Raw genomic sequence first — 25,377 nt, forward strand, 5'->3', positions numbered from 1 at the left:
TATGCCATATCATGCGCGGGAAGGGGCGGTTACCCTTATGGAAAGGGCCGCGTTACATCAGGCGTGGCCGACGGCCCCGGTAAACCAGGCCGGGTCAATGCGCACGCTGGCCAGCGCCTGCCGCCATTTGGCGTTATGGTCGGGGCCGAACACGATGGCCTCGGTAGCGGGAGCGGCCACCCAAGCATTATGGCGCAGCATCTCGTCTTCCAGTTGGCCTGCCTCCCAGCTGGCATGGCCCATGGCAAGCATGGCGTGGGCCGGGCCATTGCCATCGGCAATGTCACGCAGCACGTCGAGGCTGGCGGTCAGCGTCGTGCTGTCATCCACCGGCAGGCTGCCATCGCCGCTCCAGTCCGATGTATGCAGCACAAAGCCGCGCCCGTTATCCATCGGGCCGCCCGCGCACAGATTGATGCGGCGGCGTGGCGGCACGGGCGCAATGCCAAGCTGTTCGAGCACGTCATCCAGCACGGGTTGCGACAGCCTGCGGTTGACGACCAGCCCCATCGCTCCATCCTCGGGCGTGTGGGCGCACAGGTAGATGACACTGCGCGCGAAGGCGGGATCGGTCAGGGCAGGGGTCGCCACCAGCAGGTGACCGGTCAGGCTGCGGCCTGGAGATGTCGCGAAGGAAGCCATACACCACCATAGAACCGGATTTGCCCTCTTTTGCAACCATTTCAGCTTCGGGTTGTATGGTTGATAGCCCCCATGACGGGAGGCGACTGATATGCAAGGCTGACCACCCACACAGCAGGAGAAAAGACCATGAAGAAGATTGCACTGGTAACGGGGGCTACGGCCGGATTCGGCAAGGCGATCGCCACACGGCTCGTGCGTGATGGGTACCGTGTCATTGCCACCGGCCGCAGGCGCGAACGCCTTGATGCGCTGGCGGCCGAACTCGGGCCGGACCTGCTGGCCTTTGAGCTGGACATGACCGATGCCCCTGCCATCGCCGCCCTGCCGGGCAGCCTGCCCGAGGGCTGGCGCGATGTGGATGTGCTGGTCAATAACGCAGGTCTCGCCCTGGGCATGGAAAAGGCGCAGGAGGCGGATATAGCCAACTGGCAGACCATGATTGCCACGAACGTGACTGGCATGGTCGAACTGACGCGCGTGCTGCTGCCCGGCATGGTGGCGCGTGACCGCGGGCATGTGGTGACGCTGGGCAGCACGGCGGGCACCTATCCCTATACGGGCGGCAATGTGTACGGCGCGACCAAGGCCTTCGTGCGCCAGTTCACCCGCAACCTGCGCTGTGATCTGCTGGGCCATAATGTGCGCGTGACCAATATCGAGCCGGGCCTGTGTGGTGGCAGCGAGTTCAGCACCGTGCGCCTGCGCGACCCGGCCAGGGCGGCGGCAGTATATGAAGGAACCAAACCCCTGTTGCCCGAGGATATTGCCGAGACCCTGTCCTGGATCATTGCGCTGCCGCGTCATGTCAATATCAATGAGGTAGAGATGATGCCGACCTGTCAGGCGGCTGGTGGCCTTGCGGTGGCGCGGGGCATGAAGGATTGAGTATGGCCCGCAAGAAAACGACCACAAATACCCTCGCACGCCGCTTCAGCGTGCATAACGGCAAGGGGTTCTCCCTTGCCGACTGCCCGACCCGCGCAGCAGAGGCCTGCGGGCTGGACAAGAAAACCGGCAAGCAGCTGCTCAAGGAGCGTATCCGCTACCTCGCGCATCTGCAGGCCCTGTTATACGCCAACAACACATGGTCCGTGCTGGTCGTGCTGCAGGCGCTTGATGCGGGCGGCAAGGATGGCGTGATCAAGCATGTCATGTCGGGCATCAACCCGCAGGGGGTCAGTGTCTCGTCGTTCAAGCAGCCTGGCCCGGTTGAACTCGCGCATGGCTATCTGTGGCGCGAGCATATGGTGGCCCCGGCAGCAGGGCGCATCGGCATCTTCAACCGCAGCCATTATGAGGAAGTGCTTGTCACCCGCGTGCACCCCGAGCTGCTCGAGCACGAATGCCTGCCGCTGAGCCTGCGCCGCAAGCCCACCTTCTGGGCGGACCGGTACGAGGATATCAGCAGTTTCGAGCGTTACATGGCCCGTCAGGGTACGATCGTGCTGAAGTTCTTCCTGCACCTTTCCAAGGAGGAGCAGCGCCTGCGCTTTTTGCAGCGCATCAAGCACCGCGCCAAGAACTGGAAGTTCTCGCCTGCCGATATTCACGAGCGCCAGTACTGGGATGATTACCAGCACGCCTATGAAGAAGCGATCCGGCATACGGCCCACCCTGATGCGCCGTGGTTTGTCGTGCCCGCTGACCAGAAATGGTTCGAGCGTCTGGTCGTGATCGAGGCGATCATCGACGCGCTGGAGAAGCTGCACCTGAAAATGCCCGCCATGGACCCCGCCATGGAGGCGGATATGGAAAATGCCCGCAAACAGCTTGAGGCGGAAGCCCCCTCGGCCTGCCCGTAACCCCGTTCATTGACGCCGCCGCCAGCGCACCGCAAAAGATTGTGATCTTTTGAAAAGGGAGAACACTCAGATGGCGGCAATGCGCTGGCAGCGATGCATGGTGATGGGGCTCGGAGCAGTCGTGGCCCTGCAGATGGGGGGCATTGCGCCCGCTCATGCGCGGCACCACCACCACCGGCATGAAGACTCGCGTGAGGAAACGCAGGGCACGGAGGGTGGCCAAAGCGGGTATGAGGGCAGCAGTTCACGCCCGCAGCCCATTGCCAGCCCCGTGCCCGAGGCATGTGATGACGGCAAGTTTCTTGCTGACCTTCAGGCCGCGGAAGGCAGCAGCAGCGAAGCCCACCCCGACCGGGTCGAACATGTGTGCGGGCAGGTTATTGCGGTTTCGGCATCCAAGCGCACGCGTAGCGGCCTGCATGGGTATTTTTACGTTGATGTCGGTCATGGTGTATCCATCCGCATCGTGTCGGATCTGGACCGTATGACCGCACCCACATGGCCATGGGTGGCCAAGGGCGACAAGGCCGATGTGCTGGGTCGTTATTATTATGACAACGCCCGCAGCCAGGGCATTGACTGGACCCATCACGGCACCGGGCGGAGCTGGCCGGTTGAGGGCTATGTCAGCGTTAATGGCACGCGCTACCAGTAACCACATTGATAAAAGGTTTTGAGTGCCGCCTTTTTTCAAAAAGGCGGCGTTCTTCTGCAGCTTTTATCAGGGGTGGGCGCGCGGGGCGAGCAGGATCAGCCCCGCGCCCGCAAGGCAGATGGCAGCGCCCAGTATGTCCCATCGGTCAGGTGGCAGGCCTTCGACCAGCCAGGACCAGATCAGGCTGGCCACGATGTACACGCCGCCATAAATGGCATAGGCCCGCCCCGCGTTATCGGCGGGGCTGAAGGTCAGCAGCCACGCAAACAGCACCAGCGACACACAGCCCGGCACCAGCACGAGCGGCGAGCGGCCAAGGCGCATCCAGGCCCAGAAACAGAAGCAGCCGCCAATTTCGGCAAAGGCTGCGGGAATGTAGATGGCGGCGGTGAGCATGACATCCCTACGAGACAATCAGAAGTTTTTGGTGAAGCTTTTTTCAAAAAGCTTCGAAAAGCGCAGCCTCCTGTAAAAAAGTCAGCGCCAAAAAAAACAGGAGCCATTTCTGGCCCCTGTCCTTGTTCCTGGTGAAGTGAACGATCCTCAGTCAGCGGCTTCGGCTTCGCGGGTGCTGTCGCCTTCATCGCCTTCAGTGGAATCGTTATCCGCCTGCGAGATGTATTCAAAGTCGAGCTTGCCATCCTTGAGCGTGATCTTGGCAACCCCACCCTTGGTCAGCTTGCCGAACAGCAGTTCCTCGGCCAGCGGCTTCTTGATGTTTTCCTGAATGACACGGCCCAGGGGGCGTGCGCCATACAGGCGGTCGTAGCCACGTTCAGCCAGCCATTCCCGCGCGGCGGACGAGATCTCGATCATCACGTTGCGATCGGCCAGCTGGGCCTCAAGCTGGAAGATGAACTTCTCCACCACCCGGTCCACCACATGCGGCGACAGGTTGGCAAACGGAATGATCGCATCAAGCCGGTTGCGGAACTCCGGCGTGAACAGGCGCTTGATCGCATCCTCGTCCTCGCCTTCGCGGCTGGTGCGGCCAAAGCCGATGGCCTCCTTGCTCAGGTCGGCGGCACCTGCATTGGTGGTCATGATCAGTACCACGTTGCGGAAGTCGACCGTCTTGCCATTATGGTCGGTCAGCCGCCCATGGTCCATCACCTGCAGCAGCACGTTATACAGGTCCTGATGCGCCTTCTCGATCTCATCAAGCAGCAGGACCGCATGCGGGTGCTGGTCGATGGCATCAGTCAGCAGGCCACCCTGGTCAAAGCCGACATAGCCCGGCGGGGCGCCGATCAGCCGCGAGATCGAATGCCGCTCCATGTATTCCGACATGTCGAAGCGGATCAGTTCGATGCCCAGCGTTGCCGCAAGCTGCTTGGCCACTTCCGTCTTGCCCACGCCGGTGGGGCCGGAGAACAGGTAGTTGCCAATCGGCTTTTCCGGGTCGCGCAGGCCCGCGCGTGACAGCTTGATCGCGGCCGTCAGGGCCTCGATCGCCTTGTCCTGCCCGTAAACCATGCCCTTGAGGTCACGCTCGAGCGAACGCAGGGTTTCCTTGTCGTCCGACGAGACGCTCTTGGGCGGGATGCGGGCGATCTTCGCCACGATGTCTTCCACATCCTTCAGCGTGACCGTCTTGCGGCGGCGGTTTTCGGGCACCAGCATGCGCGAGGCGCCGACCTCGTCAATCACGTCGATGGCCTTGTCGGGCAGTTTGCGGTCGTGGATGTATTTGGCGGCGAGTTCCACTGCCCCACGGATCGCATCATCGGTGTAGCGCACCTTGTGGTGCTTCTCGTAATTGACCTTGAGCCCGCGCAGGATCTTGACCGCATCCTCGACCGAAGGCTCCGCCACGTCGATCTTCTGGAACCGGCGCACCAGTGCGCGGTCTTTCTCGAAGTGCTGGCGGTATTCCTTGTAGGTGGTCGAGCCCATGCAGCGCAGCGTGCCTGCAGCCAGGGCGGGCTTGAGCAGGTTGGAGGCATCCATCGCCCCGCCCGAGGTCGCACCCGCGCCAATCACGGTATGGATCTCGTCAATGAACAGGATCGAGCCGGGATTGTTGTCGAGTTCGGTCACGACTGCTTTCAGCCGTTCCTCGAAGTCGCCACGGTAGCGCGTGCCCGCAAGCAGCGCGCCCATGTCGAGCGAGTAGATGGTGGCGTTGAGCAACACTTCAGGCACGTCGCCTTCAACAATGCGCTTGGCCAGCCCCTCGGCAATTGCGGTCTTGCCCACGCCGGGGTCACCCACATAGAGCGGGTTGTTCTTGGTGCGGCGGCACAGGATCTGGATCGTGCGCTCGATTTCAGAGTCGCGGCCGATCAGCGGGTCAACCTTGCCCTCCTGCGCCTTGTCATTGAGGTTGGTGCAGTAGGTGGACAGCGCATCCTGGCTTTTCTGCCCGGTCTTGCCGCGTTCCTCGCTCTCGCCGCCTTCGGGCGGGCTGCCCGCAACCGGGCGGCGCGTGGAGCGGTCGGGCGCCTTGGCAATGCCGTGGGAGATGAAGTTGACCGCATCAAGCCGCGTCATGTCCTGCAACTGCAGGAAATACACGGCATGGCTCTCGCGCTCGGCAAACAGGGCCACGAGCACGTTGGCCCCCGTCACCTCATCGCGCCCGGTGGACTGCACGTGAATGGCCGCGCGCTGGATCACGCGCTGGAAGGCGGCGGTGGGCTTGGGGTCAACCGTGCGGTCGGCCGCAAGGCCCGCAAGATCCTTGTCAAGAAAGTCGGTCAGGTCGGTGCGCAGCTTGTTCAGATCGACCCCGCAGGCACGGAATACCGTTACGGCATCAGGGTCGTCGATCAGCGCGAGGAGGAGGTGTTCAAGCGTTGCGTATTCGTGCCGGCGGTCGCCGGCCAGTGTCAGCGCACGGTGAAGCGTCTGTTCAAGATTACGTGACAACATGCCGAGACGCTCCTTTTCCAAGAGGGGCCACCAGGACCCCGGAGATCATAACCGGTAAGCGAGGACAATCCTTGCCCTGTTGCGATGGAAATGCCAGCACAAAATGCCATGGAACGCGATCGGATCGCGACGGGGGCGGGAAGATGCGCTTGCTCGTGGGCTCAGTCCTTTTCAATCGTGCATTGCAGCGGGTGCTGGTTCTGGCGCGCGAGGTCCATCACCTGTGTTACCTTGGTTTCGGCAACCTCGTACGTAAAGACCCCGCACACGCCCACACCACGTTTGTGAACGTGCAGCATGATGTCGGTCGCTTCCTCGCGGTTCTTCTGGAAAAAGCGCTCGAGCACATGCACCACGAACTCCATGGGCGTGTAGTCATCGTTGAGCATCAGCACCTTGTACATTGCCGGCTTGCGGGTCTGTGGCCGGGTGCGGATGACCACGTCGATCATGCCGTCATCATTGCCCGGCGGCGAGTCCTGCCCGCCGTTACGGCGTGGGGGCGTATTGCCGCCATGCCCATGCGGGCGCGGGCTGTCCGCGCCGGGTCGGGGCGCGGGGTGGGGCAGGGAAGCTTGAGCAATAGCAGACATGACAGGTACCATATTGGAACTTTGCCGCCGGTTGAAAGGGGCGTGCGCCGGGGCGCAGGGATTTTTTTGCATCACCCCTTAAACCGCGTGCATCCCCGTTTATGGAATGGCAAGGATATAAATACGCTCTGGACGAATAGAAAACCTTTCTTTTAGAATGGTTGCAGCCAAGCAACCCGTGAATGGATGGAGGGGTGCCGGGTAACCCCGTGCGCCCGAAGCCGTATGATGATCATTGCACGCGCAGGTTTCGCCATCTCATGAGCCGTTTATTCACCACCCGTTTTTCCCGCCTCAGGGTCACTGCAACCGTGGGGCTGTGTGTCGGCCTTGGGGGCATGCATGCCGCAAGGGCGCAATATGTGGGGCAGGTCAGCTCCATCGTGATTGATGCCCGCACCGGCGCCGTGCTGTCGCAGCAGGATTCGGACCTGCGCCGCTACCCCGCCAGCCTGACCAAGCTGATGACGCTGTACCTTGCTTTCAAGGCCGTGAGCACGGGGCGGGTTGCATTAAATCAGGAAATGCCGGTTTCGATCCATGCCGCCTCGATGGAACCCTCCAAGCTTGGCCTGCGTCCGGGTTCGCAGATTACGGTAGAGCAGGCGGTGCTCGCACTGGTCACGAAGTCCGCCAATGATGCGGCCTGCGCGTTAGGCGAGTTTCTCGGCGGTGGTGACGAGACCCGCTTCGCCGCGATGATGACGCGCGAGGCTGGCCGGCTTGGCATGTATGATACCGTGTTCCGCAATGCCTCGGGCCTGCCCAACCCCGAGCAGATGACATCGGCGCGTGACCTCGCCACCCTGGCGCGCCACCTGATCGTGGATTATGGCGAGTACTACCATTACTTCGCGGTGCCGAACTTCTATTTCCACGGGCGCGATGTACCCAACCATGACCCGATGCTCGGCGCCTATCCCGGCGCTGATGGCCTCAAGACCGGTTATACCGATGAGGCAGGGCATAACCTCGTGACCTCCGCCGTGCGCGACAATGTGCGCCTGATCGGCGTGGTGATGGGGGCGAAGTCCAATACACGGCGCAACACCACCATGGCCGCCCTGCTCGATACCAGCTTTGAGGCCGAGGGTGTGGCCCCCGTGGCGCGTCCCGTCACGCGGCCGCTGCTGCTCGCGCGTGCAGGCGGCAGGTCGGCTGCCAGCCGCCGTGGCGTGATGCTGGCCTCCGCCCGCCTGCGCGCCAGTACGGCGGATGAAGTGGCCGAGGCCCCCGCCATCCCCGCCTCGTACACCCGCCTTAGGCGCGGGCATGGAACGGTGGTGCACGTGCACCCCGCACCCGTGCGGGCGCATGTGCATCTGGTCAGCATGGGGCACGTGGCGCACACCACGCATGTCCGCGCCAAGTCACGAAGCTGACAGCACGGGCCGGGCAGGGTATAGAAGGCACGATTATCCATCCGGCGCGGCTGGCAGGCGGGTCAGGCGTGTTCCTGTTGTCCCTCTCATGACTGCGGGCGGGTGGTCATGCACAGATGACAGGAAAGGTTAGCGGCATGGAAGGCGATATGCACGGCGGCGCGGTAAAGATCCACACGCCAGAAGATTTCGTGGGCATGCGGGCGGCAGGCCAGCTTGCCGCCCGCACGCTCGACATGATCACCCCGCATGTGCGCGAGGGGGTCACCACGGGCGAACTCGACCGCCTGATTCATGACTACATGATCGCCAATGGCGCAGTGCCCGCCACGCTTGGTTATCGCGGCTACCCGGCCTCAAGCTGCATTTCGATCAATCATGTCGTCTGCCACGGCATTCCGGGCGAAAAGACACTGAAGGATGGCGACATCCTCAACATCGATGTGACCGTCATCCTGGATGGCTGGTACGGTGATACGAGCCGGATGTATACCGTGGGCAAGGTCAAGCTGCGCGCGCAGAAGCTGATCGAGGCGACCTACGAATCCCTCATGCTGGCCATTGATGCCGTGCGCCCCGGCGCCACGCTGGGCGATATCGGGCACATCATCCAGACCTATGCCGAGGCGCGACGCTTTTCGGTGGTGCGCGATTTCTGCGGGCATGGAATCGGGCGCACCTTCCACGCGCCGCCCAACGTGCTGCATTACGGCAACCCCGGCGAGGACCTGGTGCTGCGTCCGGGCATGTTCTTCACCATTGAGCCCATGCTCAATATCGGCCGCCCGGATGTGAAGATACTGGAAGACAAATGGACCGCCGTGACGCGTGACCGTTCGCTGTCCGCCCAGTTCGAGCACATGATGGGGGTAACCGAGGACGGGTGCGAGGTCTTCACCCTCTCGCCCGCAGGCTATACCTGCCCACCCTACAAGCAGGCGTGACGCACCACCCGTAAGGGATAGACACGCCCGTAATAACCGAACAAGGAAACGCCCATGCCTTCTGCCCGTGGCCTGCACTACCGCGCGCTCCTTCTTTCATGTCTTGTCGCCGCCCTGCCGGTGGCGGGGCGTGCCGCGGTGGTGGACCCGCTGGCATTCGAGAACACGCCGGGCGGCCAGGCCATCGGCATGGCCCCCACACCGGGGCGCAATGGCATGGTGGTCGTGGCGCAGGATCTCGCGGCCCATGTGGGCGCTGACATCCTCGCGCGCGGCGGCAACGCGGTCGATGCCGCCGTCGCGGTGGGCTATGCCATGGCGGTGGTCTATCCCGCTGCCGGTAATATCGGCGGCGGGGGGTTCATGACCCTGCGCCTGCCTGACGGGCAGGCGACCTTCATCGATTTCCGCGAGCATGCGCCAGGGGCAGCCACGGCCACCATGTATCAGGATGCGGCGGGCCACGTCATTGCCGGTGCCTCCACCAAGGGGTGGAAGGCCGTGGCCGTTCCCGGCACCGTGGCGGGGCTGGAAGAAGTGCATGACAAGTGGGGCAGGCTGTCGCGCGCGGATGTAATGGCGCCTGCCATCACGCTGGCGCGTGACGGGTTCATTCTCAAGCCCAGCGATGCGGACCTGCTGCACACCTCCACCGCAGCTTTTGCAAAAGACCCGTATGCCAGCAAAATCTTCCTGCACCCCGATGGCACGCCGCTCATGGCGGGCGAGCGGCTGGTGCAGCCTGACCTGGCCCGCACGCTCGAGCGGATCGCGCGCAAGGGGGCCAGCGGCTTTTATGAAGGGCCGGTGGCGAAAGAGATCATAAAAAGTAGCGAGAAGGGCGGCGGCATCCTGTCGCGCAAGGATTTCGCGAGCTACCACACCCGCATGATGGCGCCGCTGACGTGCGAGTATCGCGGCTATCATATCGATACGGCGCCTCCCCCAAGCGGCGGCGGTGTCGCGCTGTGCGAGATGCTCAACATCCTGTCGGGCTATGACATGCATGCGCTTGGCCTGCACACGGCCGCAGGCGTGCAGCGCGAGGTCGAGGCCATGCGCCACGCCTATGCCGACCGGCAGGATCTCGGCGATCCCGCCTTCGTCAATAACCCGATTGCGCACCTGACCGACCCGGCCTACGCAGCGCAGGTGCGTCAGTACCTGCCGCTCAACCATGCCGTTTCCTCCGCCAGCCTGCGTCCTGGCCAGCCTGAAGGCGAGAAGGAGGAAACCACTCATTATTCCATCGCCGACCAGTCGGGCATGACGGTGGCGGTGACCTATACGCTCAATGGCTGGTTCGGGGCTGGCGTGGTGGCGGGCAGCACCGGCGTGGTCATGAATGACGAGATGGACGATTTTGCCACCCGCCCCGGTGAGCCGAACATGTTCGGTATCGTGGGCAGCCAGGCCAATGCCATAGCACCGGGCAAGACGCCGCTCTCCTCCATGGCGCCGACCATCATCTCGCATGATGGCCAGCCCGCCATGGTGCTTGGCAGCCCTGGCGGCTCGCGCATTCCCACCATCATCCTGTCGGTGCTGACCGGCATGGTCGATTACGGGCTCGACGTGCAGCAGGCGGTCGACCTGCCGCGCATCCATGAGCAGTGGCAGCCCGACGTGGTGCAGGTGGAACACGGCGCGCTGTCGCCCGCAGTCATCCGCACGCTCACCCATGAGGGCTACAAGGTGGAGGAGCATGCGCCTTGGGGCGTTGCGGAGAGCATCCTTGTCGGTGGTCCGCGCATCGGCAGGGCAGGGCAGGTGCGTTATTATGGCGGGGCCGACCTGCGCCACCAGTCCGGTGCGGCCGTGGGCGAATAAGCGTGATTTTTTCACCCGCCCCCTTGTGCATGGGGCAGGGGTATGTGTTAGAACCCGCTCGGGAGATCGGTTGTAGACGGATACCTTGCTAACCTGGTCAGGTCCGGAAGGAAGCAGCCATAGTGAGTTTCGTCCGGGTTATGGCCGGTCTCTCATCTGAAACAAGTTTGTGTGTCGCCATCGCGCTGCGTACGTCATGGCCACTTCTCCAGCCCGGATGCATCAATGACCGTTTCGTCGGATCAGGATCGTTCCGAGGAGGCCGGGCTGCCTGCACCGCCCGCAGATGGCCCCGGCCTGTTTGGTGACGCCCCGCCGCCATCGGCACCGCCCGTTGTGGCGGATGCAGCACCCGCCACACCTTACCGCGTGCTGGCCCGCAAATATCGCCCCACCACATTCGATGACCTGATCGGTCAGGAAATCACCGTCCGCATCCTGCGCAACGCCTTTGCGCTCGGGCGCGTGGCGCATGCCTTCATGCTGACCGGCGTGCGCGGCGTGGGCAAGACCACCACGGCGCGCATCATTGCCCGCGCGCTCAACTGCACCGGGCCTGATGGCAAGGGCGGCCCCACGGCAGACCCGTGTGGCGTATGCCCCAACTGCGTGGCCATACTCGCTGACCGCCACCCCGATGTGCTGGAGATGGATGCCGCCTCGCGCACCGGTGTGGACGACGTGCGCGAAATCATCGAGGCGACGCGCTTCCGGCCCATGCAGGGGCGCATGAAGGTCTTCATCATCGATGAGGTCCACATGCTCTCGCGCAACGCGTTCAACGCGCTGCTCAAGACGCTGGAGGAACCGCCCGCGCAGGTTACCTTCATCTTCGCCACGACCGAGCTGCGCAAGGTGCCGGTCACCGTGCTGTCACGCTGTCAGACCTTCGCGCTGCGCCGCGTGCCGCAAGTGGAACTCGCCGCCCATTTCGATCGCGTGGCGCGGGCTGAAAACGTCACCTTTACCCCCGATTCGCTGGCCCTGATCGCGCGCGCGGCCGATGGCTCGGTGCGTGATGGGCTGTCGCTGCTCGATCAGGCGATAGCCCAGGGCACGCTTGATGGCGAAGGCGGCACGGATGCGGCTCCCATCGGGCTTGAGCTTGTGGCGGGCATGCTGGGTCTGGCTGATCGTGGGCTGGTGTTCGACCTGCTTGATGCGGTGCTGGAAGGCCGCCCCGAGCGCGCGCTGGCCATTACCGGTGATGTGTATGAGCGCGGCGGCGATCTGGGCGTGATGCTGGGCGATGTGCTGGAGCTTGTGCATACCGTCTCGCGGCTCAAGGCCATTCCCACCCTGCGTGACAACCCCGAGATGCCCGAGGCCGAGCGCAGGCGTGGCTCTGCCCTGGCCGAGCGCGTGCCGGTGCCGGTGCTGGGCCGCACATGGCAGATGCTGCTCAAGGGCGTGGCTGAAGTGGAGCAGGCGCCTGACCGCAGGCAGGCCGCCGAGATGGTGCTGATCCGCCTGTGCTACGTGGCCGACCTGCCGCCGCCGGGTGACCTCGTGCGCCGCATGCTGGGGCAGGATGCCGCTGCAGCACCCATGCAGGTTTCTGGCGGGTCGGCTTCCCCCACAGGTGGCGGGGTGCAGGCAGGCGTCCCCCCTAGTGTTACGGCAGGCCCTGAGGGTGGCGGCGGCACAATCCGCATGGTGGCCAATGGTGGGGTGCGGGTCGATGCCCCGCCGCAGCACGCGCCCGAGATCAGCCGGGTGGAGCAGGAAGCGCTCGCGCCCTCGCCGCGCACATGGCGCGAGACGCTGGCGCTTGTGTCCGGGCGTGACGCCATGCTGCATGGCCATCTTTACCATGCGGTGCATCTTGTGGCGTTTGCGCCGCCGCTGATCACGATCCGGGTGGAGCGCAACAGCCTGCCCGGCCTGGCCCGGCGGCTTGAAACCTTCCTGCGCGAGATGACGGGCGATGCCAGCTGGCAGGTCCGTCAGTCCGATGAAGAAGGCGAGCCCACGATTGCCGAGCAGGGGGCCGAGATCATCGAACTGCACCGCGCGCAGGCCGAGGCCCACCCGTTGGTGCAGGCGGTTCTGGCGGTCTTCCCTACCGCCCGGCTCGGCGCCGTGACCGATCACGCGCTGGATGATTACGGCCTGCCGCCAGAAGAGCTTGCACTGGAAAGTCTGGCGCCAGACCTCGAATTCGCCCCTCTTGATGCCGATCTGGTAGAAGAGGACGATCTGGATGCAGATGATTTTGCCTGAGGAGAGACACGGAACATGAAAAATCTTGCCGGCCTGATGAAACAGGCCACCCAGATGCAGGCCCGCATGGAAGAAATGCAGGCCAAGCTTGAAGATATGGTCATTGAAGGCAGCGCGGGCGCTGGCATGGTCACGCTGACCATGAACGGCAAGGGCGACATGAAGTCGATCACCATCGACCCCAAGCTGGCCGACCCCGCCGAGATGGAAATGCTGCAGGACCTGATCCTTGCCGCCAGCGCCGATGCCCGCAAGAAGCTCGACGCCACCGCCAGCGAGGAAATGAAGAAGGTCACCGGTGGCCTGAACCTGCCGGGCGGGATGAAATTCCCGTTCTGAGCCATGGCGCAGGGGAGCATGCATGAGCGGGCGGGGTGAAATCGACCGGCTGGTGACCCTGCTGGGCCGCCTGCCGGGGCTTGGGCCCCGCTCAGCCCGTCGGGCTGCGCTGGCCCTGCTGCGCCAGCCCCATGCCCGCATGCTGCCGCTTGCTCAGGCCATGGAACAGGCGGCGCGCGCCGTACGCACCTGCTCCACCTGCGGCAATCTCGACACGACCGACCCCTGCGCCATCTGCGCCGATCCCACCCGTGATGCGGGGCTGGTGTGCGTGGTGGAGAATGTGGGCGACCTGTGGGCGCTCGAGCGTGCGGGCGTGCATCGTGGCGTATATCAGGTGCTTGGCGGCACGCTGTCGGCCCTGTCCGGCATCGGGCCAGATGACCTCAACGTGCAGCCATTGCTCGACCGCATTGCCCAAGGCAGCGTGCGCGAAGTCATTCTGGCCTTGGGTGCAACAGTGGAAGGGGCCACCACCATGCACTGGTTGCATGAGCGGCTGGCCCGCTTTGACATAAAAATCAGCCGCGTGGGGCAGGGCGTGCCGGTGGGGGGCGCGCTTGATGTGCTTGATGATGGCACGCTGGCCGCCGCCATCATGGCGCGCAGGCCCGCATGAGCACGCTCTGGCCTGTGCCTGCCGCCATGCCACGCGTGGCACTGGTCACTGGCGGCGCGGCCCGTCTTGGCTGCGCCATCGCGCTGGAACTGGCGCGCGCGGGCTTTGATATCGCACTGCATTACAATACATCAGCGCAGGCAGCCGAACACACTGCTGCTGAAATCCGTGCATTGGGCCGCAGGGCCGTGCTGCTGCCCGCCGATCTGGTGCAGGAGGCAATGGTCACGCCACTCGTGGCCGAGGCGACCCGCCAGCTTGGCCCGGTGGGCGTGCTCGTCAACAATGCCAGCATGTTCATACGCGATGAGTGGGATAGTGCCACAAGGGCAGGGTGGGATGCGCATATGGAGCCCAATACCCGCGCCCCCTTCGTGCTGATGCAGGAATTTGCCCGCCTGATGCCCGAGGGCGCGCAGGGCATGGTGCTGAACATGCTTGATGAGCGCGTATGGTCGCTCACACCCCATTTTGTCAGCTACACCGTGTCCAAGGCGGCATTGTGGACCCTGACCCAGACCATGGCGCTGGCCCTCGCGCCACGGCAGATCCGCGTCAATGCCATCGGCCCCGGCCCCGTGCTGCCCACGCCAAGGCAGACGGCAGACCAGTTTGCCCGGCAATGCGCCTCCGTGCCGCTAGGCCGTGTTGCCACGCCTGACGAGATTGCGCGCGCCGCACTGTCGCTGATCTGCCTGCCATCGGTAACCGGGCAGATGCTTGCCCTTGATGGCGGCCAGCACATGCAGTGGTCGCCCACGCCCCCCGCGCGCTGAAGCCCCCAGACTGACAGGAACCGCCATGTCCGTATTCCCGCCGTGGAATGAACCACAGCCGCTGCGCTGCCTGTTCGTGCGCAATATGGTGCTTGATGCCCATATCGGTGTGTTTGAACACGAGCAGGGCGTGACCCAGCGAATTCGCATTAATGTGATGTTTGGCGTGCCCGACAGCGCCTCGCTGGCAGTGGGGGCGGACGATCTGGCCCGCACGGTATCATATGAACGTGTGGTGCTGCTGATACGTGAACTGGTGGGGCAGGGGCATGTCGCCCTTGTGGAAACGCTGGCCGAGCGAATCGCGGCAGGCGTGCTGGCGGAAAAACGCGTGCGCATCACGCGCGTGCGCATAGAAAAGCTCGACATCTTCGATGATGCCGAATCGGTTGGCGTCGAGATCGAGCGCCGCAACCCCGCCTGATGCAAAACCGGCCCGGAGCGCGTGCCCCGGGCCGGGTCAGGCTCAGTTGTCGTGGTCGTCCTTGTCGGTTTTTACGTCGATGTCAGCGCTGCTGATGTCGTCGTCATCATCGTCATCAAGGCCCGCGTCGTCAGGCAGCACGGTGTCTGCATCCTCATCCGCATCGGCGTCGAGATCGACATCCACGTCGTTATCGACCGCGTTATCGCCGGTCTTGGGCTTGGATTCGGGAGCAGCTTCTACCGGGCGGCGCACGCGGGGCAGTTCCACGGGCTGTTCAGCGCCGCATTTGGGGCAGACGGCCGGATTCTTGTTCAGATCGTAGAAACGGGCGCTGCAGGAGACACAGACACGTTTGGTGCCGAGGTTGGACTGAGCCATCTTGAACCTGTCGATCCTGTTTTTAATGATGAATGGAGCCACCGTATCCGGAAGTGGCAAAAGGCGCAGCCCCATGCCAGTTTGCGCGGCTGATGTCAAACATTGCCCGCGCGCTCCGGCACCGTGATCATGCCGATCTGTGATTGACTTTGTCACCCGGAATACGGAATGGGATGCGTTATGAAAACCGATCATGCCTCTTCTTCCGTTCGCGCGCTGACGGTTCATGCCCCGCGCGCGCCCCTGTCCGGTTCGGTCCATGTGCCGGGTGACAAGTCGATCAGCCACCGCTCGCTGATGTTTGCAGCCCTCGCGCGTGGCACGACCCACATCACCGGCCTGCTGGAAGGCGAGGACGTGCTGCGCACCGCCGATGCCATGCGGGCCCTTGGCGCGGACATCACCCGCGAGGGGGCAGGGCAGTGGCGCGTGCAGGGCTGCGGGCTCGACGGGCTGCGTGAACCCGCCGATGTGCTGGACATGGGCAATTCCGGCACGGCGGCGCGCCTGCTGTCGGGCATTCTGGCGAGCCACGGCTTCACCTCGGTCATGACGGGCGATGCCAGCCTGCGTGGCCGCCCGATGAAGCGCGTGACCGACCCGCTTGCCGCCACCGGGGCCACGTTCCTCTCGCGCCAGGGCGGGCGGCTGCCGCTGGCCATTGCGGGTAACGCCAACCCGCCGCCGCTGGCCTACCGGCTGCCGGTGGCCTCGGCACAGGTCAAGTCCGCCGTGCTGCTCGCCGGGCTGAACGCGGTGGGCGAGACACGGGTGGAAGAGCCCGTCGCCACCCGCGACCATACCGAAAACATGCTGCGCCACTTCGGCGCACAGGTGCAGGTCGAACCCATGGGCGCGGGCGGGCGTGTGATCACGCTTCAGGGCCGCCCCGACCTTGTGGCGCGTGATATCGTGGTGCCGGGTGATCCGTCCTCTGCTGCCTTCGTGCTCGTCGCCGCCCTGCTGGTGCCGGGCTCGACCGTGCGCGTGCAGGGCGTGGGGCTGAACCCGCTGCGCACCGGGCTGTTCACTTCGCTGCGTGAAATGGGGGCCGACCTCGCCATCAGCAACGAGCGCGTTGAAGGCGGCGAGCCGGTAGGCGACCTGACCGCCACCGCAGGCGCGCTGCATGGCGTGGACGTGCCCGCCACCCGCGCACCGTCGATGATCGATGAATATCCGGTGCTGGCCGTGGCCGCCGCCCATGCCACGGGTCAGTCGCGCTTCCGCGGGCTGGAGGAACTGCGGGTGAAGGAAAGCGATCGCCTCGCCGCTACCGTGGCGCTGCTGGAAGCCAATGGCATCAGGGTGGACGTGGTGGGCGATGACATGATCGTGCACGGCACGGGCGGCGCCATTCCCGGTGGCGGTCTGGTCGAGACCCGCATGGACCATCGCCTGGCCATGAGTGCCATCGTGATGGGCCTTGCTGCCCAAAAGCCTGTCAGCGTGGATGACACCGCCTTCATCGATACGAGCTTCCCCGGATTCGTGGGGCTGATGAACCGCATCGGCGCGGGGCTTGCGGCATGACGCAGCGCCTGGTCATTGCGGTTGACGGCCCGGCTGCCGCGGGCAAGGGCACGCTGGCCCGCAGCCTGGCCGAGGCACTGGGCCTGCCCTATCTCGATACCGGCCTGCTCTACCGCGCCACCGGGCGGCGCATGATCGACGCGGGCCATGACCCTGCTACCGCCCCGGCGGAGGAATTTGCCGCGGGCGTAGGCATGGACGATCTGCGCCGCACCGACCTGCGCGTGCCCGAGGTGGACCGTGCCGCAAGCCTTGTTGCCGCCCAGCCCGCCGTGCGCCGGGTGCTTGTTGACGTGCAGCGCCGCTTTGCCGGTGCCCATGGCGCGGTGCTCGACGGGCGCGATATCGGCACGGTCATCTTCCCCGATGCGCAGGTCAAGCTCTACATCACGGCTTCGGCCCGCACGCGCGCCGAGCGGCGGTGGGAGCAGATGGCGACTGACCCCAACGCGCCTGACCGCGCGGCGCAGATAGCGCAGGTGGAGCGCGAGATCGCGGCGCGTGACGCTGCCGATTCCGCCCGCGCCACCGCCCCCCTGCGCCCCGCCGATGACGCCGTGCATATCGAGACCGACCACCTCGATGCCGCCGCCGTGCTGGCCGAGGCCCTGCGGATCGTGGCGCTCAGGACGCGCTAGCGCGCTTTTGTGCGTGAACCATTCGCCCCCGGCACGGTTTTTATTGACATCTGCCGCCCATAGGGTGTCTGTGCTCAACGGTATATGCCCCGCGCGCCTGTGCTGGGGCATGGTCTTTCATCATCTGGCCCGCAGGCGTGCCGCGACCGTGTCGTGGCGGAAAGCCCGGGCAAGCCGTTCCCATGTTACCGCACAGGCGGGCAGGCGGGGGCGCAGGATTGTCCACATCCGCCGCCGCGCGGTCGTGATGTGGTTACAGGATTTACGAGTAACTCATGGCTTCAGCCACAACACAGCCCGTCGAGAACTTTGCCGATCTCCTCGAGGAAACCCTCGGTCGCGATTCCGCGTTTGACGGTTCCGTCGTCACCGGTCGCGTCGTTCGCCTGACGGATGAATACGCCATCGTCGATGTCGGCCTGAAAAGCGAAGGGCGCGTTTCCCTCAAGGAATTCGGCCCGCCGGGCGTTACCCCCGATGTCAAGCCGGGTGATGTCATCGAACTGTTCGTCGAGCGGTACGAAGATCGTGACGGGTCCATCGTCCTGTCGCGCGAGAAGGCCCGCCGCGAGGAAGCCTGGTCGAACCTTGAAAAGGCGTTCGAAGGCAACCAGCGCGTCAACGGCACCATCTATGGCCGCGTCAAGGGTGGCTTCACCGTCGACCTCGGCGGCGCAATGGCGTTCCTGCCCGGCAGCCAGGTCGATATCCGCCCCGTGCGCGATGTGACCCCGCTGATGGGCGTGCCCCAGCCGTTCCAGATCCTGAAGATGGACCGCGCGCGCGGCAACATCGTCGTTTCGCGTCGCGCCGTGCTCGAAGAGACCCGTGCGGAGCAGCGCAGCGAGCTGATCCAGGGCCTGAAGGAAGGCATGATCCTCGATGGCGTGGTCAAGAACATCACCGATTACGGTGCGTTCGTCGACCTCGGTGGCGTCGATGGCCTGCTGCATGTGACCGATATCGCATGGAAGCGCATCAACCACCCGTCCGAGGCGCTGCAGATCGGCCAGCCGGTCCGCGTGCAGGTCATCCGCTTCAACCCCGACACGCAGCGCATCTCGCTGGGCATGAAGCAGCTTGAGGCTGACCCGTGGGAGAACGTGGCGATCAAGTACCCGCCGGGTGCCCGCTACACCGGTCGCGTCACGAACATCACCGACTACGGTGCGTTCGTCGAGCTGGAGCCGGGCGTCGAAGGCCTGGTGCATGTGTCCGAGATGTCCTGGACGAAGAAGAACGTCCATCCGGGCAAGATCGTCGCCACTTCGCAGGAAGTCGATGTGATGGTCCTGGATGTGGACAGCGCGAAGCGCCGCATCTCGCTGGGCCTGAAGCAGGTGCAGCGCAACCCGTGGGAGCAGTTCGCCGAGGAGCACAAGGTTGGTTCCGTGGTGGAAGGCGAGATCCGCAACATCACCGAGTTCGGCCTGTTCATCGGCCTCTCCGCCGACATCGATGGCATGGTTCACATGTCCGACCTGTCGTGGGACGAGCCGGGCGAAGTCGCCATGAGCCACTACGAGAAGGGCCAGGTCGTAAAGGCCAAGGTTCTGGATGTGGACGTGGAGAAAGAGCGCATCTCGCTGGGCATCAAGCAGCTGCATGAAGACCCCGCAGCCGACACGCTGAGCAAGGTGCAGAAGGGTGCGGTCGTGACCTGCATCGTGACTGCGGTTCAGGCGAACGGCATCGAGGTGAAGGTTGACGACGTTCTGACCGGCTTCATCCGCCGTGCGGAACTGGCCCGTGACAAGGCCGACCAGCGCCCCGAGCGCTTCGCCGTTGGCGAGCGTGTTGATGCGAAGGTCGTGTCGGTTGACCGCGCTGCCCGCAAGCTGGCCCTGACCATCCGCGGCCGTGAAGTCGAGGAAGACAAGCAGGCGATCTCCGACTACGGTTCTTCCGATAGCGGTGCTTCGCTGGGTGACATTCTGGGTGCCGCGATCCGTCGCCGTAACGCCGAGAGCTGATCCCTGCCACAGGCCCTGGCCCGCGCATGCGTGGGCTGGAGCCGGGCACAAAAAAGGGCGGTGCAGAAATGCACCGCCCTTTTTTTATGTCGAGAGAGAAGGATAAAAGTTTCCGGGTGCCTCCTTTTTTCAAAAAGGCGGCGTTCTCTGAAGCTTTTTGAAAAAAGCTTTACCAAAAACTTTTATCTGCTTTTACCGTGTTGCGGGTGGGCCTTTGATGATCTCGGCCAGATCGTCGGGGCGGATCCATTTGCGAAAGGCATCGCGAATCGCCTCGGCGCTCATGGTGTAATAGGCCTGGGCTGCGATATCGTTCTGGTTGAGCGGCAGGCCAAGGTCACTGAAGTGCAGGTAACCCGCCGCGATGGTGTCGAGGCTGGCCGATTGCAGCGCAAGGCCACGCAGCATGCCCGCGCGTGCCATGGCCAGTTCATCCGCGCTGACGGGCTGGGTCTGCATGGCGATGATGTCCTGTACCGCAGCATGCCGCGCGGCCTCAACTTTCTGCGGGTCAGCCCCGAACGAGATGCTGTAGGCAGCGCGCTGGCGCTTCCATGTCAGGTGACTGCGCACGGTATAGACATAACCGGTGCGCACCCGCAGGTCGCGATACAGCCGGGATGAAAAGCCCGAGCCAAGGATCTCGTTGCCCAGGTTAAGAGCGAAATGCTCCGGGTTGGTTGCCGTCAGCCCAAGGCTTTCTGGCAGGGAAACCGTGGCCTGCGTGCTGGACGGGTCGGGCACGCGAGTCACGCTGGCGCTGCTGTCGGGGCGCGGCGGCAGATCGACTGCAGGGGTTGGGCCTGTGGCCTGCCACGCACCAAAAGTGCGGGCAATGGCCTTGTAGGCGGCATCGGGTGTGATGTCGCCGGTAATGACGATAGTGGTCAGGTCAGGCCGGTAGGCAGCAGCGTAAAAGGCACGGCAGTCCGCCAGGCTCAGTTTCATGATGCCCGCAGGTTCGGCCTGCCGCAGCGACGGATCGCCCTTGGGCGAAACGGCAGCCTGCATCGCGCGGCCAAACAGATAGTCAGGTGAATGCAGCAGCCCGGACAGCGAGGCCGCCGCATTGGCCTGCACCACCTTGAAGGCGGCATCGGGCAGGGCGGGGTGCAGTTCATTTTCCGCCAGCAGGTCAAGGCCGCGCCCAAAGTCGGGTGTCAGCACGCTCAGACTGAAATCGGACCCGGCGCTTTCGGTTGCAGCGATGTCGTCCAGCGCCTTTTGCAACCCGATCCGGTCATACGTGGTGCTGCCGTAGCGGAACATCTCATCGGTTATGTCGGCAATGCCTTCCTTGCCCGGTGGCTCCTGCATGTCCTCATTCTGGCGGATGACGCCGTACAGGCTGATGGTGTGGCTGACATTGGCCGGGCGCACGATCAGGCGCAGCCCGTTGGGCAGCGTGAAGGCGGCAGGCTGGGCGGAAGGGGTGGGAGGGTTCACGCCCATCAGGCTGTCATTGGCCCATTGCGGCAGGCTGACAGGGTGATCGGGCGCTGAGGCGAAGGATTCCGAGCCGCCAAAGCCCTTGCCCTCAACCGGATGGCCACCATCACGCGGGGTGAGGATGGCGGTGATGGATTGCTGCGGATCAAGCACCTGCCGGGCCAGACGGTTGACATCCTCTGGCGTTACGGCAGCAAAGGCGGTGGCTTCATCATCGGGTGATTGCAGGCCCATGATGGCCTGTGCCTCCGACCAGCTTTCCGCAAGGCCGGCGATGCTGTTGGCGGCGAAACCGAGCTGGGCCAGTTCCTTGCGTTTCGCAGCCTCGACCAGATCGGCGGGCACGCCGTTTTCACGCAGGGTTTTCAGAATGTCCTGCATGCGGGCCTGCAGGGGGGCAGCCTCGCCGCCCTTGGGAAAAGCGGCAATGGCAATGCCGATGCCCGCATCCGCCTTGGTTACGAAATCGAAGCTCGACAGCAGCGCACGGCCCTGCGGCACGAGTTCGTACAGCGCCCCGCGCTGGCTGCACAGCACATCGGCCAGAATGCGGGCGGCAGCATAATCATGGCTGTTCTGGCCGGGCATGCGGCTGGCAATGGCGACCAGCCCCACCGGATAGTCGGTGGGGAAATGCAGCGTCTGGGCCTGGACGGGGCCGGGATGGACCTGCGGGCGTGCAGGCAGCGCGCGGGCGGGAATGGCGCCAAAGGCCGCGCGCACCTGCGCCATCGCGCGGGCGGGGTCGACATCCCCGGCAATGACCAGAATGGCGTTGTTGGGCGCGTACCAGTCACGGTAGAAGCGGCGCAGCAGGGCAGTGTCGGTCCTGTCAAAAGACGGGCGGGTGCCCAGCGCGTCATGCGTGTAAGGCGTGTTTGCAAACAGGATGGATTGCAGCCGCGCCAGGTACACATAGCCGGGGCTGGACAGATCGCGCGAGACTTCCTGCTCGATCGCGCCGCGTTCATGCGCCCAGTCCTCGGCGGCCAGCGTCAGGCCCTTCATGCGCAGGGCTTCGATATGCAACAGCACGTCCAGATTGTCCGCCGGGGCGGTGTAGAAGAACTGCGTCACGTTTTCTGTCGTGTCGGCATTGTAGTTGCCGCCCAGCCGCGCCCCGATGGCGGCAAGCTGGTCGCGGTCCAGCCCCTCGCTGCCGCGGAACATCATATGCTCCAGCGCATGCGCCGTGCCGGGAAAGCCCGCCGGTGCCGCGGCCGAACCGGCCAGGTAGTTGATTTCGGTGCTCACAACCGGGGCCAGCCGGTCGGGCACGATCACGACCCGCAGCCCGTTGGGCAGCGTGGCCTGCACCGGCATGTCGGGCTGGGGGCTCGCCGCCCGCGCCGGGGGCAGCGTGGCCAGGGCGCTCCCGCATAACAGGAGGGAGAAGCATAATGTCTTGGAAAACAGGCGTGCTATCATGCCACAAGGTTACGCCGCTTTATGGGCGGGGGCCAGTTCGCGTGTTGCGTTGCCAGTCATGAAGGAACACGATCATGTCCATAACCCAGCCGGATACGGCCCGTATGGCCGGGCGGGTGCGCGATGTCATGGAAAGTGCCGTGGCCGCAGGCCGTCTGGTTGGCGCAGTGGTGCTGATTGCCGTTGATGGCGACGTGGTGGTGCGTGAGGCCGTGGGCCTTGCCGACCGTGAGACCCACCGCCCGATACAGGTGAGCACGCCCTTCCGCCTCGCCTCGCTGACCAAGCCGGTCATTACCGCCGTGGCGCTGGCCCTGGCGGAGGCAGGATTGCTCGACCTTCATGCCCCGATCACGCGCTACCTGCCCGATTTCCGTCCCGCCCTGCCTGATGGCGCGCCCTGCCAGATCACATCGCACCAGTTGCTCACCCATACCAGCGGGCTGACATACAGCTTCTCTTTTCCGCAGGATGATAATCCTTATACCCGCGCAGGCGTGTCGGACGGCATTGCCGAGCCGGGGCTTTCGCTGGCTGATAATCTGGCGCGGCTGGCTGGCACGCGCCTCATCTTCGCGCCGGGGCAGGGATGGGCCTATTCGCTGGGGCTGGACGTGATGGGGGGCGTGATCGAATCCGTCGCCGGGTGCACGCTGCCCGAGGCGCTGCACCATTATGTAGGTAGCCCGCTGGGCTGGGAGCAGACGGGCTTTACCCCGCCAGCATCCGGCATGCTGGCCACCTGCTACGCCGATGGCAGGCCCGCTCCCATCCGCATGGGCGCGCAATACGTGCTGCCCCGCCTGCTGCCCGGTGGTGGCGTGGGGGCCATCCGTTTTGCGCCTGAACGGATCTATGACCCGACCTCCTACCCCTCGGGCGGCGCAGGCATGGTGGGCAATGCGCCGGAATTCCTTGCATTTCTTGAAGCCGTGCGGCTAGGCGGCGAGGGCCTGCTCTCGCCCGCATCGGCCATGCTGTTCGGGCGTAATGCCACGGGTGCGATCGAGATGGGGCCGCTCATGCGCGGTCGTGGCTTCGGTTATGGCGGGGCGGTGATTACGGATTCCACCGCCGCGCGCACGCCGCTGAGTGCCGGGAGTTTTACATGGGGGGGTGTGTACGGGCATCAATGGGTGGTGGACCGGGCGCGGGGCATGAGCATTGTCATGCTCAGCAACACCGCGCTGACAGGTATGGCGGGTAGCTACCCCGAGGCGATCGTGGCTGCCGCCTGCGCGTGATGAGAGAGAAGGCTGGGAACTGTCATGTCATTTGGTGAACGCGTCAATCAGTTCGACGCCTGGCTGCTGGACCGGGTTTTTCAGCCGGTTGCTGATGCGCTACCCGAGCGCCTGACGGCGATGGACGTGGGCATGAGCTTTCAGGTCGGCTCGATCGTGCTCTCGGCCGCCTCAATTTCCGCCCTGCTGATGCTCGATGGCATGACGCTGAACAACCTCATTACCAATGTACTGGGCTGGTTTTTCGAGGTGATCTTCTACATCGGCATCCATCGCATGCGGGCCATGGTGCGGCCGGGCTACCAGAACCCCTTTCGCATCATGCTGGCGGGTATGCGGCCCATTTCCATTCCGTTTGCGGGCTATGCGCTCTATCAGGCTGTCACGGCGGATGCGGTTTATGAACTCGCGCTGTGGTTCAATTCGCTCTCGCAGCTTGTGTTCGTGGCCGGAATCTACCTGATCTCATGCAACGTGCCGCCGCCGGGGCACCGCGTGCGGCAGACATCCTTCGGGCGTGGGCCGCTGCCCAACGAACTCTGAGCCTCAGCCTAAAAAGAATGCCGCCTTTTTGAAAAAAGGCGGCACCCGGAAACTTCTATCATTTTAAAAATCTTCAAAGCGTGCGGGGATCAGAAATCCACGCAGCGGCCCTTGACCGTCCAGTCGCCGTAGCGGGTGGGTTCCGGCCCCTTGGGGCCACCCACTTCATCGGCCTCGGCAGGCTGTTTCAGCAATGCGGCTTCCTTGGCCGCTTCATCCTGCGCGCTCTCTGCGGCAGGGGCGGGGGAGGGGGATGTGTCCTTGCTCATGTCCACCACTTTCCGCCCGGCACAGAGGGCTTGCAAGCCTAAAAGGCTGCATCAGGCCACGGTAGCGCGTTATTGATGTTCCGGTTACTGATGCTCCGACTGGGCAATGCGCTGCTGCACGGTCATGCGCCACGGGGCATCAGGCGGGGCTGCATCAAGCGCGCGGCGGTACAGATCGGCAGTCTCGGGCGAGATATGGCCATCATCGGCCATCATCTGCGCTTCTGCCGCGCGGGCCGCCACCTCGGGGTCGAAGCGCTGCTCGATGGCGCTGCGCCAGGCCTGGGCAGCGGCGGCGTAATGGTCGCGCCCGGCCTCGGCTTGGCCAAGCAGCACATAACCCTGGAACAGGCTCGGATCACCCGGCGGGATCTGCCTGAGCTGGTCGCGCAGGCGGTCGATCAGCGCATCATTGCGGTGGTCTTCCTTCTGCAGTGCCACAAGGCGCGGGGCCAGTGGCTGGGCGGGCAGCGCAGGGTGGCCCACGGTCATGTACAGCGCAATGGCCGCAACCGGCAGCCCCACGAGGGCCGCCGCAATCGCCCCGGTCGAAGCACCCTTGCGGGCCACAAAGGCAGGCAGCATGTCGGCGCCGAGCACGCGGCGCTGGATTTCCAGCCGCGCGCTGTCATGTTCGGTTGGCGCGATCATGCCTTCGGCCAGGTCGCGCTCGAGTTCGGCGAGTTGGGCCTGATGCAGCACCAGCGCGCTCTCGCGCTCGTCACGCAGCAGCGTGGCGCGGCGGAACGACAGGAGTGCGGGCACAAGCGCGATCACGCCAAGCAGGCAGATACCAATCCAGATCATATCAAT

25 protein-coding genes and 1 other RNA gene are annotated in these 25,377 nt (G+C 64.4%); 18 read left to right on the forward strand and 8 right to left on the reverse strand.

Features of this window, described 5'->3' with window-relative positions; genetic code table 11:
* Positions 1-57 precede the first annotated feature (57 nt).
* Entirely contained in the window at positions 58-642 is a 585-nt protein-coding gene (locus FMA36_RS09655; RefSeq protein ID WP_159262147.1) for a YqgE/AlgH family protein, read from the reverse strand.
* Positions 643-771: 129 nt separating this feature from the next.
* Between FMA36_RS09655 and FMA36_RS09660 the strand changes: the two genes are divergently transcribed.
* The 3 genes from FMA36_RS09660 to FMA36_RS09670 all read left to right on the forward strand — a co-directional run bounded on the left by FMA36_RS09660 (position 772) and on the right by FMA36_RS09670 (position 3,102).
* Complete coding sequence (locus FMA36_RS09660; RefSeq protein WP_159262148.1) at positions 772-1,530, forward strand: SDR family NAD(P)-dependent oxidoreductase; 759 nt, start codon at positions 772-774, stop codon at positions 1,528-1,530.
* Between the two features lie 2 nt (positions 1,531-1,532).
* Complete coding sequence (locus tag FMA36_RS09665) at positions 1,533-2,447, forward strand: PPK2 family polyphosphate kinase (protein WP_159262149.1); 915 nt, start codon at positions 1,533-1,535, stop codon at positions 2,445-2,447.
* Positions 2,448-2,517: 70 nt separating this feature from the next.
* Complete coding sequence (locus FMA36_RS09670; protein WP_159262150.1) at positions 2,518-3,102, forward strand: DUF3465 domain-containing protein; 585 nt, start codon at positions 2,518-2,520, stop codon at positions 3,100-3,102.
* A gap of 66 nt (positions 3,103-3,168) precedes the next feature.
* Here FMA36_RS09670 and FMA36_RS09675 read toward each other — a convergent pair whose 3' ends face one another.
* The 3 genes from FMA36_RS09675 to clpS form a co-directional block, all read right to left on the reverse strand.
* Positions 3,169-3,498, reverse strand: coding sequence for a YnfA family protein (locus FMA36_RS09675; protein ID WP_159262151.1), 330 nt, complete (start codon positions 3,496-3,498; stop codon positions 3,169-3,171).
* Between the two features lie 147 nt (positions 3,499-3,645).
* Positions 3,646-5,976, reverse strand: coding sequence for an ATP-dependent Clp protease ATP-binding subunit ClpA (clpA, locus tag FMA36_RS09680; RefSeq protein ID WP_159262152.1), 2,331 nt, complete (start codon positions 5,974-5,976; stop codon positions 3,646-3,648).
* 161 nt (positions 5,977-6,137) lie between these two features.
* The gene (gene clpS, locus FMA36_RS09685) at positions 6,138-6,569 is read right to left on the reverse strand and encodes an ATP-dependent Clp protease adapter ClpS (protein WP_240906324.1); all 432 of its coding nucleotides are present in this window, start codon (positions 6,567-6,569) and stop codon (positions 6,138-6,140) included.
* A 260-nt stretch (positions 6,570-6,829) separates the two neighbouring features.
* Between clpS and FMA36_RS09690 the strand changes: the two genes are divergently transcribed.
* The 9 genes from FMA36_RS09690 to folB all read left to right on the forward strand — a co-directional run bounded on the left by FMA36_RS09690 (position 6,830) and on the right by folB (position 15,106).
* Positions 6,830-7,951, forward strand: coding sequence for a D-alanyl-D-alanine carboxypeptidase family protein (locus tag FMA36_RS09690; RefSeq protein ID WP_159262153.1), 1,122 nt, complete (start codon positions 6,830-6,832; stop codon positions 7,949-7,951).
* Positions 7,952-8,088: 137 nt separating this feature from the next.
* Complete coding sequence (gene map, locus FMA36_RS09695; RefSeq protein WP_159263830.1) at positions 8,089-8,895, forward strand: type I methionyl aminopeptidase; 807 nt, start codon at positions 8,089-8,091, stop codon at positions 8,893-8,895.
* Positions 8,896-8,949: 54 nt separating this feature from the next.
* Complete coding sequence (gene ggt, locus FMA36_RS09700) at positions 8,950-10,725, forward strand: gamma-glutamyltransferase (RefSeq protein ID WP_159262154.1); 1,776 nt, start codon at positions 8,950-8,952, stop codon at positions 10,723-10,725.
* Positions 10,726-10,786: 61 nt separating this feature from the next.
* Positions 10,787-10,881, forward strand: an RNA gene (ffs, locus tag FMA36_RS09705) — signal recognition particle sRNA small type.
* A 69-nt stretch (positions 10,882-10,950) separates the two neighbouring features.
* Entirely contained in the window at positions 10,951-12,948 is a 1,998-nt protein-coding gene (locus FMA36_RS09710; RefSeq protein WP_159262155.1) for a DNA polymerase III subunit gamma/tau, read from the forward strand.
* Positions 12,949-12,963: 15 nt separating this feature from the next.
* Entirely contained in the window at positions 12,964-13,287 is a 324-nt protein-coding gene (locus FMA36_RS09715; protein ID WP_130730357.1) for a YbaB/EbfC family nucleoid-associated protein, read from the forward strand.
* A 22-nt stretch (positions 13,288-13,309) separates the two neighbouring features.
* Positions 13,310-13,906, forward strand: a complete 597-nt coding sequence (recR, locus tag FMA36_RS09720; RefSeq protein WP_159262156.1) for a recombination mediator RecR — start codon at positions 13,310-13,312, stop codon at positions 13,904-13,906.
* Positions 13,903-14,682, forward strand: coding sequence for an SDR family oxidoreductase (locus FMA36_RS09725; RefSeq protein WP_159262157.1), 780 nt, complete (start codon positions 13,903-13,905; stop codon positions 14,680-14,682). Before recR ends, FMA36_RS09725 begins: the two co-directional genes overlap by 4 nt.
* Before the next feature lie 25 nt (positions 14,683-14,707).
* The gene (gene folB, locus FMA36_RS09730) at positions 14,708-15,106 is read left to right on the forward strand and encodes a dihydroneopterin aldolase (RefSeq protein WP_159262158.1); all 399 of its coding nucleotides are present in this window, start codon (positions 14,708-14,710) and stop codon (positions 15,104-15,106) included.
* 42 nt (positions 15,107-15,148) lie between these two features.
* Here the strand turns inward: folB and FMA36_RS09735 are convergent, their stop codons facing one another.
* Positions 15,149-15,487: a TIGR02300 family protein gene (locus FMA36_RS09735; RefSeq protein WP_159263832.1), complete on the reverse strand. Its 339-nt coding sequence runs from the start codon at positions 15,485-15,487 to the stop codon at positions 15,149-15,151.
* A gap of 180 nt (positions 15,488-15,667) precedes the next feature.
* On the opposite strand from FMA36_RS09735, the gene aroA reads away from it, so the two are divergent.
* The 4 genes from aroA (at position 15,668) to FMA36_RS19735 (ending at position 19,792) form a co-directional block, all read left to right on the forward strand.
* Complete coding sequence (aroA, locus tag FMA36_RS09740; protein WP_159262159.1) at positions 15,668-17,020, forward strand: 3-phosphoshikimate 1-carboxyvinyltransferase; 1,353 nt, start codon at positions 15,668-15,670, stop codon at positions 17,018-17,020.
* A complete protein-coding gene (locus tag FMA36_RS09745; protein ID WP_159262160.1) occupies positions 17,017-17,658 on the forward strand; it encodes a (d)CMP kinase in 642 nt (213 codons plus the stop codon). The genes aroA and FMA36_RS09745 overlap by 4 nt, the downstream gene beginning before the upstream one ends.
* Before the next feature lie 275 nt (positions 17,659-17,933).
* Positions 17,934-19,631, forward strand: a complete 1,698-nt coding sequence (rpsA, locus tag FMA36_RS09750) for a 30S ribosomal protein S1 (protein ID WP_078524594.1) — start codon at positions 17,934-17,936, stop codon at positions 19,629-19,631.
* 26 nt (positions 19,632-19,657) lie between these two features.
* Positions 19,658-19,792, forward strand: coding sequence for a hypothetical protein (locus FMA36_RS19735; protein ID WP_276612575.1), 135 nt, complete (start codon positions 19,658-19,660; stop codon positions 19,790-19,792).
* A gap of 31 nt (positions 19,793-19,823) precedes the next feature.
* On the opposite strand, the gene FMA36_RS09755 is transcribed toward FMA36_RS19735, so the two are convergent.
* Positions 19,824-22,508: a M16 family metallopeptidase gene (locus tag FMA36_RS09755; RefSeq protein ID WP_206065073.1), complete on the reverse strand. Its 2,685-nt coding sequence runs from the start codon at positions 22,506-22,508 to the stop codon at positions 19,824-19,826.
* 74 nt (positions 22,509-22,582) lie between these two features.
* On the opposite strand from FMA36_RS09755, the gene FMA36_RS09760 reads away from it, so the two are divergent.
* Together FMA36_RS09760 and FMA36_RS09765 are read left to right on the forward strand one after the other, a co-directional pair.
* Positions 22,583-23,752 carry a serine hydrolase domain-containing protein gene (locus FMA36_RS09760; RefSeq protein WP_159262161.1) on the forward strand — a complete coding sequence of 390 codons (1,170 nt, stop codon included), beginning with the start codon at positions 22,583-22,585 and terminating at the stop codon, positions 23,750-23,752.
* Between the two features lie 24 nt (positions 23,753-23,776).
* On the forward strand, positions 23,777-24,295 hold the full coding sequence (locus FMA36_RS09765; protein WP_159262162.1) for a hypothetical protein: 519 nt from the start codon (positions 23,777-23,779) through the stop codon (positions 24,293-24,295).
* Between the two features lie 89 nt (positions 24,296-24,384).
* Here the strand turns inward: FMA36_RS09765 and FMA36_RS09770 are convergent, their stop codons facing one another.
* The gene (locus FMA36_RS09770) at positions 24,385-24,564 is read right to left on the reverse strand and encodes a DUF1674 domain-containing protein (RefSeq protein WP_159262163.1); all 180 of its coding nucleotides are present in this window, start codon (positions 24,562-24,564) and stop codon (positions 24,385-24,387) included.
* An 84-nt stretch (positions 24,565-24,648) separates the two neighbouring features.
* Positions 24,649-25,371: a c-type cytochrome biogenesis protein CcmI gene (ccmI, locus tag FMA36_RS09775; RefSeq protein ID WP_159262164.1), complete on the reverse strand. Its 723-nt coding sequence runs from the start codon at positions 25,369-25,371 to the stop codon at positions 24,649-24,651.
* Positions 25,372-25,377: the final 6 nt, after the last annotated feature.

The organism is Komagataeibacter xylinus (assembly GCF_009834365.1).
Classification (GTDB): domain Bacteria; phylum Pseudomonadota; class Alphaproteobacteria; order Acetobacterales; family Acetobacteraceae; genus Komagataeibacter; species Komagataeibacter xylinus_D.

Coding starts and splice junctions, on each gene's coding strand:
- FMA36_RS09655 (WP_159262147.1), bottom strand. CDS start 642: ATGGCTTCCTTCGCGACATCTCCAGGCCGCAGCCTGACCGGTCACCTG.
- FMA36_RS09660 (WP_159262148.1), top strand. CDS start 772: ATGAAGAAGATTGCACTGGTAACGGGGGCTACGGCCGGATTCGGCAAG.
- FMA36_RS09665 (WP_159262149.1), top strand. CDS start 1,533: ATGGCCCGCAAGAAAACGACCACAAATACCCTCGCACGCCGCTTCAGC.
- FMA36_RS09670 (WP_159262150.1), top strand. CDS start 2,518: ATGGCGGCAATGCGCTGGCAGCGATGCATGGTGATGGGGCTCGGAGCA.
- FMA36_RS09675 (WP_159262151.1), bottom strand. CDS start 3,498: ATGCTCACCGCCGCCATCTACATTCCCGCAGCCTTTGCCGAAATTGGC.
- clpA (WP_159262152.1), bottom strand. CDS start 5,976: ATGTTGTCACGTAATCTTGAACAGACGCTTCACCGTGCGCTGACACTG.
- clpS (WP_240906324.1), bottom strand. CDS start 6,569: ATGTCTGCTATTGCTCAAGCTTCCCTGCCCCACCCCGCGCCCCGACCC.
- FMA36_RS09690 (WP_159262153.1), top strand. CDS start 6,830: ATGAGCCGTTTATTCACCACCCGTTTTTCCCGCCTCAGGGTCACTGCA.
- map (WP_159263830.1), top strand. CDS start 8,089: ATGGAAGGCGATATGCACGGCGGCGCGGTAAAGATCCACACGCCAGAA.
- ggt (WP_159262154.1), top strand. CDS start 8,950: ATGCCTTCTGCCCGTGGCCTGCACTACCGCGCGCTCCTTCTTTCATGT.
- FMA36_RS09710 (WP_159262155.1), top strand. CDS start 10,951: ATGACCGTTTCGTCGGATCAGGATCGTTCCGAGGAGGCCGGGCTGCCT.
- FMA36_RS09715 (WP_130730357.1), top strand. CDS start 12,964: ATGAAAAATCTTGCCGGCCTGATGAAACAGGCCACCCAGATGCAGGCC.
- recR (WP_159262156.1), top strand. CDS start 13,310: ATGAGCGGGCGGGGTGAAATCGACCGGCTGGTGACCCTGCTGGGCCGC.
- FMA36_RS09725 (WP_159262157.1), top strand. CDS start 13,903: ATGAGCACGCTCTGGCCTGTGCCTGCCGCCATGCCACGCGTGGCACTG.
- folB (WP_159262158.1), top strand. CDS start 14,708: ATGTCCGTATTCCCGCCGTGGAATGAACCACAGCCGCTGCGCTGCCTG.
- FMA36_RS09735 (WP_159263832.1), bottom strand. CDS start 15,487: ATGGCTCAGTCCAACCTCGGCACCAAACGTGTCTGTGTCTCCTGCAGC.
- aroA (WP_159262159.1), top strand. CDS start 15,668: ATGAAAACCGATCATGCCTCTTCTTCCGTTCGCGCGCTGACGGTTCAT.
- FMA36_RS09745 (WP_159262160.1), top strand. CDS start 17,017: ATGACGCAGCGCCTGGTCATTGCGGTTGACGGCCCGGCTGCCGCGGGC.
- rpsA (WP_078524594.1), top strand. CDS start 17,934: ATGGCTTCAGCCACAACACAGCCCGTCGAGAACTTTGCCGATCTCCTC.
- FMA36_RS19735 (WP_276612575.1), top strand. CDS start 19,658: ATGCGTGGGCTGGAGCCGGGCACAAAAAAGGGCGGTGCAGAAATGCAC.
- FMA36_RS09755 (WP_206065073.1), bottom strand. CDS start 22,508: ATGATAGCACGCCTGTTTTCCAAGACATTATGCTTCTCCCTCCTGTTA.
- FMA36_RS09760 (WP_159262161.1), top strand. CDS start 22,583: ATGTCCATAACCCAGCCGGATACGGCCCGTATGGCCGGGCGGGTGCGC.
- FMA36_RS09765 (WP_159262162.1), top strand. CDS start 23,777: ATGTCATTTGGTGAACGCGTCAATCAGTTCGACGCCTGGCTGCTGGAC.
- FMA36_RS09770 (WP_159262163.1), bottom strand. CDS start 24,564: ATGAGCAAGGACACATCCCCCTCCCCCGCCCCTGCCGCAGAGAGCGCG.
- ccmI (WP_159262164.1), bottom strand. CDS start 25,371: ATGATCTGGATTGGTATCTGCCTGCTTGGCGTGATCGCGCTTGTGCCC.